14 protein-coding genes are annotated in these 11,858 nt (G+C 77.1%); 6 read left to right on the top strand and 8 right to left on the bottom strand.

The window, feature by feature from the left end:
- Nucleotides 1–94: 94 nt before the first annotated feature.
- Entirely contained in the window at nucleotides 95–568 is a 474-nt protein-coding gene (locus tag ACIOHG_RS18130; RefSeq protein ID WP_400951421.1) for a nuclear transport factor 2 family protein, read from the bottom strand.
- A 156-nt stretch (nucleotides 569–724) separates the two neighbouring features.
- On the opposite strand from ACIOHG_RS18130, the gene ACIOHG_RS18125 reads away from it, so the two are divergent.
- Nucleotides 725–1,708 (top strand): universal stress protein, encoded by a 984-nt coding sequence (locus tag ACIOHG_RS18125; RefSeq protein WP_400951418.1) that lies wholly within the window; start codon nucleotides 725–727, stop codon nucleotides 1,706–1,708.
- Nucleotides 1,709–2,062: 354 nt separating this feature from the next.
- Entirely contained in the window at nucleotides 2,063–3,118 is a 1,056-nt protein-coding gene (locus tag ACIOHG_RS18120) for an ADP-ribosylglycohydrolase family protein (protein ID WP_400951415.1), read from the top strand.
- 75 nt (nucleotides 3,119–3,193) lie between these two features.
- Here the strand turns inward: ACIOHG_RS18120 and ACIOHG_RS18115 are convergent, their stop codons facing one another.
- A complete protein-coding gene (locus tag ACIOHG_RS18115; RefSeq protein WP_400951412.1) occupies nucleotides 3,194–3,445 on the bottom strand; it encodes a hypothetical protein in 252 nt (83 codons plus the stop codon).
- Nucleotides 3,446–3,589: 144 nt separating this feature from the next.
- Between ACIOHG_RS18115 and ACIOHG_RS18110 the strand changes: the two genes are divergently transcribed.
- Nucleotides 3,590–4,174 (top strand): flavodoxin family protein, encoded by a 585-nt coding sequence (locus tag ACIOHG_RS18110; RefSeq protein WP_400951410.1) that lies wholly within the window; start codon nucleotides 3,590–3,592, stop codon nucleotides 4,172–4,174.
- A gap of 46 nt (nucleotides 4,175–4,220) precedes the next feature.
- Here ACIOHG_RS18110 and ACIOHG_RS18105 read toward each other — a convergent pair whose 3' ends face one another.
- Together ACIOHG_RS18105 and ACIOHG_RS18100 are read right to left on the bottom strand one after the other, a co-directional pair.
- On the bottom strand, nucleotides 4,221–4,676 hold the full coding sequence (locus ACIOHG_RS18105) for a VOC family protein (RefSeq protein ID WP_400951408.1): 456 nt from the start codon (nucleotides 4,674–4,676) through the stop codon (nucleotides 4,221–4,223).
- Between the two features lie 356 nt (nucleotides 4,677–5,032).
- On the bottom strand, nucleotides 5,033–6,463 hold the full coding sequence (locus ACIOHG_RS18100) for a beta-propeller fold lactonase family protein (protein ID WP_400951405.1): 1,431 nt from the start codon (nucleotides 6,461–6,463) through the stop codon (nucleotides 5,033–5,035).
- 452 nt (nucleotides 6,464–6,915) lie between these two features.
- On the opposite strand from ACIOHG_RS18100, the gene ACIOHG_RS18095 reads away from it, so the two are divergent.
- Nucleotides 6,916–7,275: a PadR family transcriptional regulator gene (locus ACIOHG_RS18095; RefSeq protein ID WP_400951402.1), complete on the top strand. Its 360-nt coding sequence runs from the start codon at nucleotides 6,916–6,918 to the stop codon at nucleotides 7,273–7,275.
- Nucleotides 7,272–8,201: a hypothetical protein gene (locus ACIOHG_RS18090; RefSeq protein ID WP_400951400.1), complete on the top strand. Its 930-nt coding sequence runs from the start codon at nucleotides 7,272–7,274 to the stop codon at nucleotides 8,199–8,201. The genes ACIOHG_RS18095 and ACIOHG_RS18090 overlap by 4 nt, the downstream gene beginning before the upstream one ends.
- A 73-nt stretch (nucleotides 8,202–8,274) precedes the next feature.
- Here the strand turns inward: ACIOHG_RS18090 and ACIOHG_RS18085 are convergent, their stop codons facing one another.
- The 3 genes from ACIOHG_RS18085 to ACIOHG_RS18075 all read right to left on the bottom strand — a co-directional run bounded on the left by ACIOHG_RS18085 (nucleotide 8,275) and on the right by ACIOHG_RS18075 (nucleotide 10,466).
- Nucleotides 8,275–8,820, bottom strand: coding sequence for an EF-hand domain-containing protein (locus ACIOHG_RS18085; protein WP_400951397.1), 546 nt, complete (start codon nucleotides 8,818–8,820; stop codon nucleotides 8,275–8,277).
- A gap of 559 nt (nucleotides 8,821–9,379) precedes the next feature.
- Entirely contained in the window at nucleotides 9,380–9,541 is a 162-nt protein-coding gene (locus ACIOHG_RS18080) for a hypothetical protein (protein WP_400951394.1), read from the bottom strand.
- A gap of 37 nt (nucleotides 9,542–9,578) precedes the next feature.
- Nucleotides 9,579–10,466: an alpha/beta hydrolase gene (locus ACIOHG_RS18075; RefSeq protein WP_400951391.1), complete on the bottom strand. Its 888-nt coding sequence runs from the start codon at nucleotides 10,464–10,466 to the stop codon at nucleotides 9,579–9,581.
- A gap of 147 nt (nucleotides 10,467–10,613) precedes the next feature.
- Here ACIOHG_RS18075 and ACIOHG_RS18070 point away from each other — a divergent pair, with 147 nt between their 5' ends.
- Entirely contained in the window at nucleotides 10,614–11,492 is an 879-nt protein-coding gene (locus ACIOHG_RS18070; RefSeq protein ID WP_400951389.1) for a helix-turn-helix domain-containing protein, read from the top strand.
- Here ACIOHG_RS18070 and ACIOHG_RS18065 read toward each other — a convergent pair.
- Nucleotides 11,479–11,769 carry a DUF427 domain-containing protein gene (locus ACIOHG_RS18065; RefSeq protein ID WP_400951386.1) on the bottom strand — a complete coding sequence of 97 codons (291 nt, stop codon included), beginning with the start codon at nucleotides 11,767–11,769 and terminating at the stop codon, nucleotides 11,479–11,481. The genes ACIOHG_RS18070 and ACIOHG_RS18065 overlap by 14 nt on opposite strands.
- Between the last annotated feature and the right edge of the window lie 89 nt (nucleotides 11,770–11,858).

Genomic DNA, 11,858 nt, shown 5'->3' with positions numbered 1-11,858 from the left:
TGTGGCATCCGCCCCACCCGCCCCCGGGGACCTCGGCCCCGGGGCCCGGCACGCTCACCCGCGTGGCGCAAACCCGGGCCCCGCCGGGGCGTGCTCAGAACGGCGGTATCCGCTCGGGGACCAGCCCGGCCTGCCGGAGCAGCCCGTACAGGTCGGTCTCGCCCCAGAACTCGACGATCCGGCCCCCGGCCAACCGGTAGGACTTCAGCCCGGTCATGGTGAGGTCGCGGCCGGTCCGGTCGTGCGTGTAGGTGAGCGTGAAGGCCACGGTGACCCGGTCGCCCGCGGCGGCCAGGTCGTCGACCCGGACCCGGCAGTTCGACAGTCCGGGGGTCAGCACGGCCCCCTCGGGCAGGTGCCGCCCCCGCCCGTGGATGCCCGCGCCGTGCACCAGCACGTCCTCGGCGACCAGTTCGGCCAGCTCGGCGACGTTCCTGGTCTCGAAGACCCGCAGGTAGCGGCGCACGGTCTCGGTGTTGCGCGCGGTCTCGGCGCTCGGCTCGGCGGTCGTTCCGGCAGTCGGCTCGGCGGTCGGCTCGGTGGTCGGGTCGGCGGTTTCGGCGGTCATGGGGAGCACGCTACGCCGGACGGGGCGCCCGGCGGGCGGAAGATCACGGGGACCGGCATGCGGCGGCCCGCCCGGGGTAGCCGAGGCGGTGCCCGGGGCCGAGTCGCGCGCCGGGCGGGGACGGCGGACGGGCCGTCGGGAGGAGAGGACACGCGCATGATGCAGCCGACGACGCAGCCGACGGTGCCGGGAGCGACCCGGGAGGCCCTGCCGGGGACCGCCCCGCAGACGGCGCCGGAAACGGTCCCGGAGACAGGGCCGGGGGCACTGCCGGAGACGGCGCAGGAGACGGCGCCCGGGATCGTCGCCGGGTACGACGGTTCGGCGCAGTCCCGGGCCGCGGTGGAGTGGGCCGCCGCCGAGGCGGGACGCCGGGGCGCGGAGCTGACGGTGTTCCGGGCCTGGCCGTGGCTGGGCCTGAACGATCCGGAGGCGGAGGAGTCACTGGACCCGGCGCACTCCGCCGAGCTGGCCGAACTGGAGTCGCTGGCCGTCGACCTGACGTCGCGCCACCCCAGTCTGGTGGTGTTCACCCGGACCGGCGCGGGCGACCCCGCGGACGCGCTGGTCGCGGTCGCCGAGCACTACGACCTGGTGGTGCTGGGCTCGCACGGGCCCGGCGGCCTGTCCGGGATGCTGGCGGGCTCGGTGGCGCTGGCCGTCGCGGCCCGGGCCGGGCGGCCGGTGGTGCTGGTCCGCGAGGGGACCGCCCCGACCCCGGCGGGAGCGCCGGAGGTGGTGGTGGGCCTGGCCGGCGAGGAGTCCGCGGCCGCGGTCGACTTCGCCCTGGAGGGGGCCGGACGGCTCGGCGGCCGGGTCCGGGCCGTGCACGGGTGGGACATGGTGCCGCTCTGGTCGGCCGTCCCGGGCTGGGTGCCGCCGATCACCGACACCGAGGTCCAGGACACCGCCCTCCGCGAGGAGCTGTCCCGCGTCACGGCGGGCCTGGCGGCCGCCCACCCGGACGTGGAGCTGACCGTCGAGACCGCCCTCGGCGGCGCCGGCCGGGCCGTCCTGGAGGCCGCCGACAGCGCCGCCCTGGTCGTCGTCGGCCGCCCCGGCCACCACCTCGGCCCGGTCGCCCACGCCGCCGTCAAGCACTGCCTCGCCCCGGTCGCCATCGTCCCGCACGGCGCCTGAACCCCGCTGCCACGCCCCGGCCCGGGCCCCACTCCCCTCCGGCCCGGTGAGGGACTGTCGCTCCCGGACCGCTGACGGGAACGGGGGCGACGGCACGGCACTGCCCCGCGCCTTCCCCCACCCCGCCGCGACACGGCTGCCGCGCCCCGCCTCCGCTCCCCCTTCCCCGCCGACCCGGTGAGGGACTCTCGCTCCCGGACCGCTGACGGGAACGGGGGCGACGGCACGGCACTGCCCCGCCCCTGTCGCCGTTGCCCCGCGCCTTCTCCCGGCCCCGCTCCCCCTTCCCCTCCGGCACTGTGATGGAGTGTCGTTCTCGGACGGCTGACGGGAACGGGAACGGGGGGCGGCGACATGGCACTGCCGGTGGAGGTGGACCAGGCCCGGGTGCGCGGACTGCTGCTCGGTGCGGCGCTCGGGGACGCGGCGGGAGTGGTGCGCGGCCGGTGGCCGGCCGCCGGGCCGCTGCGGATCGGCGTGGCGACCCAGCTGACCGCGTTCACGGTGGAGGGGACGATCCGGGGCTCGGTCCGGCGCAACCACCGGGGCATCTGCCACGAGCCGTCGGTGATCGGCAGCGCCTACGGCCGGTGGGCCGTCCTCCAGGGCGTCCGCCCGGCGACCCGGACCGACGGATGGCTCGCCCAGGTCCCGGCGCTGCGCGAGCGTCGCGGGTCCGCGCCCGCGACCGTCGACGCCCTCACCGGGCCCGAGCCCCGGCCCGGCGTGCCCGCCGCCGTCCGGCCGAGCCGGGGCGCGCACGCCCTCACCCGGGGCCTGCCGCTCGGACTGCTCTGGCTGCTGCGCGGGCAGGGCGAGTGGGCGGAGAAGGTGGTCCGGGACACCGCCGCGCTCACCCACGGCGCGCCGGACGCCCAGGAGGCGGCGCTCGCCGCGGCCGAACTCGTCGGCCACTGCCTGGTCACCCCGGACCCGTTCCGGACCTGGGCGACTGCCCCGGCCGGGCCCGAACACCCGCTGCACGGCCTGCTGCAACGCCTCCCGCTGCCGAACGGCGCGAGCCCGACGGACGTCCTGGCCCTGCTCCGCGACCCGGCCGCGCCCGCCCTGCTCCCCGAACTCGCCCCCGACGCCACCGCCGTCTCCGCCCTCCTCGGCGCCCTACTGGTGGTCACCCGCCGCCCCGGCCGCGACACCGTCGAAGCCGCCCTGCGCCACGCGGCCACCGCCCCGGACGGCTCGTCCGTCGCCACCACGGCCGGTGCCCTCCTCGGCGCCGCCCACGGCGTCGACGCCCTGCCCGTCCCCCTGCTCAGCCGCCTCGAACTCGTCTGGGAACTCGACACCCTGGCCCGCGACCTGCTCCAGGAACTCACCGACTCCCCGGCCGGCAGCGAATACATCCCGGGCCGCGACCCCCACTGGTGGTCCCGCTACCCGGGCGGCTGACCCCGACCTCCCGGCACACCGTCCCGGACGCCGCCCACTACCTGCGCGAGCTCGCCGCCCGCCTGGGCCGACCCGTCACGGGGCCGAATTCCCTTCGAAGTCACCGAAGTTGATCAGGCTCACCCGGTTGCCCCAGGCGTCCCAGTACTCGCTCTCGCTGTCGCTCCCGCCCCGGTACCGGGCGACCAGCGCGGAGTTGGCCTCCTCGATGCTCCGGCGCGGGACGTCGGCGGCCGGGGCCCCGAGGGCCACGCCGTTCAGCGTGACGGTGGCGAGGTCGAGGTGCGGCCGGTACAGCACGTCGGTGCCGGCGAGGATCTCGATCATCGGCCGATTCCAGGGTTGTTCGCAGCCGCACCGCACGGGGATCACCGGCCGCCCCGGGCCCCCGGAATGCCGGGCGGCCGCGGCCGATTGATGCCTGCACACGCAGGTATCCACACTGTGCAAGGACCAGCACCGGAGGCGCAGATGACGACCCGTTCCTTCCTCTTCCTGCTCGGCAGCACCCGGGCCGACGGCAACACCGAGGCGCTGGCCCGGGCCGCCGCCGAGCAGTTGCCGTCCGGCACCGAGCAGCGCTGGCTGCGGCTGGCCGAGTTGGAGCTGCCCGACTACGCCGACGTGCGGCACGGCTCGGGCGGCGCCGAGGTCGCGCCGGGCGCGGAGCGCCTGCTGCTGGACGCGACGCTCGCCGCGACCGACCTGGTGATCGCCTCGCCGCTGTACTGGTACTCGGTCTCCACGCCCACCAAGCGCTACCTGGACCACTGGTCCCGCTGGCTGCGCACCCCGGGGCACGACTTCCGCGCCACCATGGCGGGCCGCACCCTGTGGGGCGTCACCGCGATGGCCCACGCCGAGCAGGAGGTCGCCCGCCCGCTCGAACTGACCCTCCACCACTCCGCCGCCTACCTGAAGATGCACTTCGGCGGCGTCCTGCTCGGCAACGGCAGCGCCCCCGGCCAGGTCCTCGCCGACACCGGCGCCCTGACCCGCGCCAAGACCTTCTTCGCCCGGCCGGCCCCGCTCGCCCGCTTCCCGTACGAGCAGTAGCCGGTGCCGCCGGTGGGCGACCGGCCCTCGGACGGTCGCCACCGGTTCAGACGATGTCGAACTCGTTGCCCTCGGGGTCCTGCATCGCCGCGGCGTAGAAGCCGGTGTCCGGGTCGTCCTTGATGCGCAGGACGGTGGCGCCGGGGCCGGTCAGCCGTTCGACCGCGGCCGTGACGCGGCGGGCGCGGACCTCGCGGGGGACGTCGCGGCCGCCGCCGACCTTGAGGTCGAAGTGCCAGCGGTTCTTGGCGGTCTTCGGCTCCGGGACCTGCTGGAACCACACCCGCGGGCCGCGCCCGGCGGGGTCGACGATCGACTCCGGAACGTCCCCGGCCCCGGGCGGCAGCTCCTCCGCCGGGACGCCCAGGGCCGTCCAGTAGGCGCGCCAGGTGGCGTACCCGTCCGGCGCGGGCTCCGGCACGTAGCCCAGGGCCTCCGCCCAGAACGCCACCATGCGCTGCGGATCGGAGCAGTCGATCGTCACCTGCACGGTCATCTCCATGCGCGGAGGATGCCAGAGACCTCCGACAACCACCCCGCCCCGCCCGGCCGGTGGCGCCGGCAGGCGTCCGGCCGCCGACGGCGGATCGGTGCCCGCGAAGGCGCCCGGCGGGGTGGCCGGTTCGGCACGGTCGCCGTGGCGAACCTGCACGCCGAGGTCGGCGAACCGTCGGGCCCGGCCCCGGAAGGACGAGCGTCCCACCGGCGGCCGAACGGTCGTCAGCGCCGTTCCTCCCGGCGGAAGCCGACGGTCGGAACAGCGATCGCCCGCGCGCGAGATCTCCCTGCTCCCGCCCCCGAAAAAGCCGAGCGCCCCGCCCGGACCAGGGGCCGAGCGGGGCGTCAACACCGGTTCCGTCAGGAGCAGTTGACGATCAGGGCGGTGAGCGCCGCGCAGCTGCGGCTCGCGCTGTCGTTGGACGGGTCCGGGTCGGCCGGGGTGGAGGCGGTGCGGGTGGCGGTCACCTGGTAGGCGGTGCCGAGCAGGCCGAGCGGGAGGCTGAAGGTCCGGGTCGCGGTGGCGCCGGGGGCGATCGCGGGGAAGGCGCAGGTGACGGCGCCCGGCGCGGCGGTGCAGCCGGCGCCCAGTGCAGTCGCGGTGACGGTGACCGGGGTGACGGCGGCCGAGACGGTCGCCGCGGCGGTCGCGGCGGTGCTGCGGTTGGCGACGGTCAGCGTGTAGTCGATCCGGCCGCCGAGCAGCGCGGGCGCGGGCACCGCCGTCAGCCCGACGGCGAGGTCGGCCCGCGCGGGCGGGGCCGGTGGGGCGGGCGCGGCCACCACCACGTCCACCGGCCGGTCGCCCGCGTGCACCCGGTCGACGACGCTGGCGGTGGCGACGTCCACCACGGTCAGGTAGCCGTTCTGCGGGTTGGCGACCCAGAGCCGGGTGCCGTCGGGGGTGAGGGCGAGCGCGCCGGGGCTGTCGGGGGTCTCGACGATCGGGCCGACCTGGCCGGTCGCGGTGTCGAACGCGGCCACGGTGGGGCCGAGTTCGGAGCTGGCGTAGGCGTGCGCGCCGTCGGGGGCGACGGCCACGCCGACCGTGCCCGCGTAGAGCTGGATCTCGCGGCCGACGGTGCGGGTGGCGGTGTCGAGGACGGCGACCACGCCGGTGTCGTACGCGGTGACGTAGGCGTGCCGCCCGTCGGGGGCGAAGGCGACCCGGCGGGGCGAGCCGGGCAGGGCGACGGTCGCGGTCACGGTGTTGCTGCGGGTGTCGACCACGGTGACGCCCCGGGACTGGGTCAGGTACAGCTCCTTGCCGTCGGGCGAGACCGCGGCGTCCTCGGCGGTGGCGCCGATCGGCACGGTCGCGGTGACGGCCCGGGTCGCGGTGTCGATCACCGACACCCGGCCGGTGCCGTTCCAGTCGCCGACGTACAGGTGCGCGCCGTCGGGGGCGACGGCCGCGGCCTGGGTGGCGCCGCCGGTGGCGACGGTGCCGAGGACGGTGCCGGTGTCCGTGCCGATCACCGAGACGGGCGCGCCGCCGCGGTCGGTGACGTAGACCCGGCCGCCGTCGGGGGCGGCCGCCACCCGGGCCGGGTCCGCGCCGACGCCGATCTGCCGGACCTGCTGCCGGGTGGCGGCGTCGACCACCGTCACCGCGCCCCGCCCGGCGTCGGCCACGTACGCGAGCGGCCCGGCCGGTCCGGCCGCGTGCGCGGGGGCGGCCGACAGCACGGGGGCGGTGAACCCGGCCAGGGCGAGGGCGAGCGCCCCGGCGACGGCCCGGGCCGGCCCGGGTCTGCGGCGGGACGGGGACGCCTGGGTGGTGGATCGCACGGCTACCTCTTCTGCTCGGCCACGAGGGGACGCGGGCGGCGGCGGACCGGGGCGCCGGTGCCGGAGGGCACCGCGCCGCGCCGGGGCCCGCCCGCGGGCGACCGACGGTGCGACCGTGATCACCGGGAGTGCATGCTGCTGGCCCGCCCGCGCGCCCCGCAAGAGCGCTTTTGCGCCACCCCGGACGCTCGCCGGGCCCGCTCCGGCCATCGGCGCTGGCCGCCGGGCGACGGCCCCGGCAGGGGTGTCCGAAACCGCGCCCCGCCGGTCGCACACGTCATTTTCGGCCAACCCCCCTTACCCGCAAGGGAGTTCGACTCTGGACCGATCATCCGAACATCCGCCCGCAGCATCCCGGAGGCCGGCCGCGCACCCTGATCCACCGTCAACCCCCGTCCCTCCCGGGCCGATCGCACTGGACCATAGTCAGTCATCCGGTATATACAGGGTGCATGAGTGAACGCAGCAGCCACAGCCAGCCGATGCGGGAGCCCACCCTCCTGCTGCTGGCCGCCCTCGCGGACGCGCCCCGGCACGGGTACGCCCTGCTCGGCGAGGTGACCCGGATCTCCGACGGCCGGGTCCGCCTCCGCGCGGGCACCCTCTACGGCGCGCTCGACCGCCTGCTCGCCCAGGGCCTGGTCCGGGTCGAGCGGGAGGAGGTCGTCGACGGGCGGGCCCGCCGGGTGTACGCCCTGACCGAGCAGGGCCGGGCCGACCTCGACGCCGAGGTCCGCCGGATGGAAGCCGTGGCCATGGAGGCCCGCCGCCGGATGCGGCAGGCCCCGCGAGTGCAGGGAGCAACGGGATGACCGGCGAACGACTGCTGACGTGGGCCCTCCGGCTCCACCCGGCGCACTACCGCGAGCGGTACGGGGCCGAGCTGGCGGAGGCCGCGCTGGCCTCGATGGCCGACCGGCCGCGCGCGGGCGTCCTGGCCGAGGCCGCCCAACTCGCCGCCCACGGCCTGCGCCTGCGCCTCGGCCTGGGCGCGGACCGCCCGTTCGGCCGGGCCGCCACCGGGGCCGCCCCGCTGGTGCTGACCGTCGCCCTGGCCGCCGGCACCGGCCTGCTGCTCCGCCGGCAGTGGGACCTGGGCCACCAACTGCTGCCCCCGGACGGGCCGCTGCTCACGGGCGGCGACCGCCTGGCCTGGCTCGGCCAGGCGCTGACGGCCCTGGCGCTGCTCGCCCTGCTGCTCGGCCGGGTCACCACCACCCGCCTGCTCGCCACCGCCGCGGTCGGGACGGCGGCCGCCGCCACCGTCCTGCACGCGCACAGCTGGATCGGCGCGAGCACCTCGCACCTGCTCGGCACCCTCGGCGGCCCGCTGGTGGTCTGCCTCTTCCTGTGGCTGGCCCCGCTGCGCCTGACCGAGCGCCCCGACCGGCGCACCGCCGCGCGCTCCGTCGCGGGCGGCCTCGGCGTCGTGGCGGTGGTCGGCGCGGTCCCGGGCCTGTTCGACACCCTGGTGCTCGACGCCGCGATGCTGCTGGCCGCCGGCCTGGGCCTCCCCCGGACCGGACGCCCCGCCCTGGTCGGACTGCTCGCCCTGCTCCCGCTGCTCCCGCGCGCCCTCGGCCCGGTCGCCCTGTTCGCCTCCTACGCCCAGCACTCCCTGCTGACGGGCGCTCTGCTGGCCGCGGCCGCGGCCGTCCTGCTCCGCCTGCTGACCCGCACCCCGGCCGCCGCCCCCGCCGCCGCACCGGCCCCGACCCCGGGGGCGGACGGCGACTGACGGCCCGTCACCGCGCGGCCGGCCCGGCCCGGAGCCCTCCACCGGAGCCGGCCGCGCACCGCCCGACCCGGCGTCAACTGCCGACCGGGAGCGGGCCACAGAGCAGGTTGCCGGGCTCCGCCGGGTCGCCACTCATCCAGAACTGCGCCCACAGCTCGCGGAACTCGGGGCGGCTCAGGTAGCCGTCGCCGTCCAGGTCGAGCCGGTCGAAGACGTCGCCGGTCTCGGTGGGGCGGCCGTGCCAGAGGTCGACCAGGTGGCGGTGCTCGGTGCGGGAGATCCGCCCGTCGCCGTTCTCGTCCACCGCGTCGAAGACGGTGTCGGCGGTGGCCAGGACAGTGTCGCGCAGCTCCGGGAGGCGGTCCACCATGGCGAGCAGTTCCGCCAGGTCGACCCGCCCGTCGCCGTTGGCGTCGGCGGCGGCCGCGAGCAGGTCCCACCAGCCCATCATCAGGCGCTCCACCCGGACGGTCAGCTCCGGATCGCCCGCCACCCGGGGCAGCCGGTGCCAGCGGTCGGCCAGCGCCCGGAAGTCGTGCTGGTCCAGGTAGCCGTTCCGGTCGGTGTCGAAGGCCTCGAACATCTCGGTCATCTTGATGCGCTGGAACGCGTTCGCCACGGCGCTGCCCTTCTCCCCGGAGGTGGTCCGGCCCGCTCCCGGCGGACCGCGTGTGGCGGGGATTCTCTCCACCGCCCCGCCCACCCCACCGGCGCACCGGTGCACACCCGGCGCTCACCTCCCATCTGCACGCCCCTCCCGGCGCACACCACCCGACCGGGCGTCACCTCCGGCACCACCCGACCGACCGCCCTCGACCCTGGCCCGGGCCACCCGTTCGCCGACGTACGACACCGCCGTCCGAGACGGGGCCGACGGAGAGAACCGACCCCGGGCCCACGGGAGCCGGCCACGGCAACGGTGGCACCGGCGGCCGCAACAGCGCTCGTTCCACCCCGCACGCCGGGGGCGCACTCCCGACCCACCGCCCCTGACGCCCCGTCACCCCGCCACCCCGCCACCAACCGGGCCCGGAGCGGGAACGAGGCACACCGCCGCCACCGGGCGCCGTCGTGCACCATCAGCCGCACGGCCCCGATCCGCGCGGTGACGGGCAGCCGGACGGCGAGGTCGGCCTCGATCCGGTTCAGCAGCGCGGCGTCCGGGTGCCGGGCGACGGTCAGGTGCGGCACGCGCTCCGCGAACCGCCCGCCGAACCGGCCCCGGGGTCGAACCGCTCGCGCCACCGCGCGACGACCGCCTCCGCCTCCGGCACCTCCACCACCAGCCCGGTCTGCCCGGCCCGGAATCCCGCCGCGCTCCGCTCCGCCGTGCCCGGCATCCTGCCACCGCCGGGGGCGCGCCCGGGGAGGTCGCGTTCAGCCCAGGTGGGTGCGGAAGAAGGCGACCAGGGCGGCGGCGGCCGGGGCGACGTACTGCTCGCGGTCGTAGAGGTCGACGTGGGTGGCGCCGTCGATCAGGAGGAGCTCGGCGTTGCCGGGGCTGTCGGCGACCGCCCGCTCGGAGAAGCCGCGGGTGACCGCCTCGGTGCCGGCGATCATCAGCAGCGGGCGGGGCGCGATCTTGGCGACGTCGGCGAAGGAGTCGAACTGGTCGAGCAGGTCGGCGCTGCGCACCACCAGGTCGCCGGTGGAGCGCGGGTGCGCGCCGCGGGGCGTCTTGTAGTAGTCGACGAACTCGGCCGTCGGGGCGGGGGTGTCGGCGTCGGCCCGCTCCGGCAGGACGGGGAAGGTCGCGGCGGGCTCGCCCGCCGCCTCGGCGCTGCGCAGCCGCCCGGAGTCCGCGACCATCCGGCGCCAGCCCTCGGGGTCGGCGCCGCGGAAGAAGCTCGGGACGTCGGTGCCGGAGACGCCCGCGACGGCCTTCATCCGGTGGTCGGTCTGCGCGGCGTAGGGCACGTACGCGCCCGAGCCGCACACGCCCATCACGCCGATCCGCTCGGCGTCGACCTCGGGCCGGGTGGTCAGGTAGGACACCGCCGCGCGGAAGTCCTCGGCGCGCTGGAACGGGTCCTCCAGGCCGCGCGGCTCGCCCTCGGACTCGCCCTGGAAAGCCGCGTCGAAGGTCAGCACGGCGAAGCCCGCGGCGACCAGGTGCGCGGCGTAGACCGCCGGGGCCTGCTCCTTCACACCGGTGGTGGGGTGCCCGACGACGACCGCGGCGAGCGGGCCCGCCGCGTCCTCGGGCAGGTACAGGTGGCCGGCCAGCCGCAGGCCGTTGGTGGGGAAGTGGACATCGGTGCGCATCTGCTGCTCCTGGGATCACGGGGCGGGCCGGCTGCCGGCCCCGTGCTCCACCCTCCGCCCGGGGGCGGGGGCCGAGGAAGGTCGGACCGTATCCTGGGAGGGATCTCTCCCAGGCAGCGGGGCCGCCGCCGGTGCCATCCTGGGAGCGTGGTCGATTCCGTACACCTCCGCGAGCTCGGCGCCTTCCTCAAGCACCGCCGGGACGAGCTGACCCCCGCCCAGGTCGGCCTGCCCGAGCGCGGGCCGGGCCGGCGCCGGGTCCGCGGCCTGCGCCGGGAGGAGGTGGCGCAGCTCGCCGCGATCAGCACCGACTACTACGTGCGGATCGAGCAGGGGCGGCTGGCCCCGTCGCCGCCGGTGCTGGACGCCCTCGCCCGGGAGCTGCGGCTGGACGGCAGCCAGCGGGCGTACGCCGCCGAACTGCTCGGCCGGGCCGCCGGGGCGGGTCGGCGCGCGGCGCCGCGACGGCCGGCCCGGCTGCGGGTCCACCCGCACCTGGCCCGGCTGCTCGGGCAGCTCTCCGACACCCCCGCGCTGGTCTTCGGGCCGCGGCTGGACATCCTGGGCTGGAACCCGCTGGCGGCGGCGCTGCTGCGCGACTTCGGGGCCGTGCCGGAGGCCGAGCGCAACTACATCCGGCTGGTCTTCACCGACCCGGTGCTGCGCGAGCGCTACCCGGAGTGGGAGGACGTCGCCCGGACCTGCGTGGAGGTGCTGCGGATGGAGGCCGGGGCCGACCCCGCCGACCCGGCCCTCACCGCGCTGGTCGGCGAACTCTCGGTCGCCGACCGGCAGTTCCGCACCTGGTGGGCCGAACACCGGGTCGCCCACCAGGACTTCGGCAGCAAGCGGATCGCGCACCCCGCCGTCGGCGTCCTCACCCTGGACTGGGACACCTTCCGCTACGCGGGCGCGCCGGAGCAGCAGGTGGTGCTCTGGTCCGCCGAGCCCGGCACCCCGGACGCCGAACGGCTGGCCGCGCTGGCCCGCGAGAGCGACCGGGGCGACCGGGCTAGTCGGCCGTGACGACCTCCACCCCACGCCAGAACGCGACCCGGTCGCGGACGTGCTCGGCCTCCGGCTTCGGGTCCGGGTAGTACCAGGCGGCGTCCGGGTTCTCGGCGCCGTCCACCGCGACCGTCCAGTACCGGGCGGTGCCCTTCCAGGAGCAGACCGTGGTGGTGTCGCTGGGGGCGAAGTACTCCCGGTTCAGCGCCTCCGGCGGGAAGTAGTGGTTCCCCTCGACCAGCACCGTCTCCGCCGACTCGGCCAGTACCGCCCCGTTCCACACCGCACGCACCATCGTGCCACCGCCTTCCGTGTTCCACCGGGTCCTGTCCCGCTGTCAACTCCCCGCTCCCCCGGAACATTCCGGCCCGCGCGGGCCCGCCG

The organism is Kitasatospora sp. NPDC088134 (assembly GCF_044741705.1).
GTDB lineage: Bacteria > Actinomycetota > Actinomycetes > Streptomycetales > Streptomycetaceae > Kitasatospora.
Note: the sequence above shows the minus strand (reverse complement) of the source record. Positions and strands in the feature narration are given on the sequence as shown.

Coding starts and splice junctions, on each gene's coding strand:
- ACIOHG_RS18115 (WP_400951412.1), bottom strand. CDS start 3,445: ATGATCGAGATCCTCGCCGGCACCGACGTGCTGTACCGGCCGCACCTC.
- ACIOHG_RS18095 (WP_400951402.1), top strand. CDS start 6,916: ATGAGTGAACGCAGCAGCCACAGCCAGCCGATGCGGGAGCCCACCCTC.
- ACIOHG_RS18130 (WP_400951421.1), bottom strand. CDS start 568: ATGACCGCCGAAACCGCCGACCCGACCACCGAGCCGACCGCCGAGCCG.
- ACIOHG_RS18075 (WP_400951391.1), bottom strand. CDS start 10,466: ATGCGCACCGATGTCCACTTCCCCACCAACGGCCTGCGGCTGGCCGGC.
- ACIOHG_RS18105 (WP_400951408.1), bottom strand. CDS start 4,676: ATGGAGATGACCGTGCAGGTGACGATCGACTGCTCCGATCCGCAGCGC.
- ACIOHG_RS18065 (WP_400951386.1), bottom strand. CDS start 11,769: ATGGTGCGTGCGGTGTGGAACGGGGCGGTACTGGCCGAGTCGGCGGAG.
- ACIOHG_RS18080 (WP_400951394.1), bottom strand. CDS start 9,541: ATGCCGGGCACGGCGGAGCGGAGCGCGGCGGGATTCCGGGCCGGGCAG.
- ACIOHG_RS18090 (WP_400951400.1), top strand. CDS start 7,272: ATGACCGGCGAACGACTGCTGACGTGGGCCCTCCGGCTCCACCCGGCG.
- ACIOHG_RS18120 (WP_400951415.1), top strand. CDS start 2,063: ATGGCACTGCCGGTGGAGGTGGACCAGGCCCGGGTGCGCGGACTGCTG.
- ACIOHG_RS18110 (WP_400951410.1), top strand. CDS start 3,590: ATGACGACCCGTTCCTTCCTCTTCCTGCTCGGCAGCACCCGGGCCGAC.
- ACIOHG_RS18125 (WP_400951418.1), top strand. CDS start 725: ATGATGCAGCCGACGACGCAGCCGACGGTGCCGGGAGCGACCCGGGAG.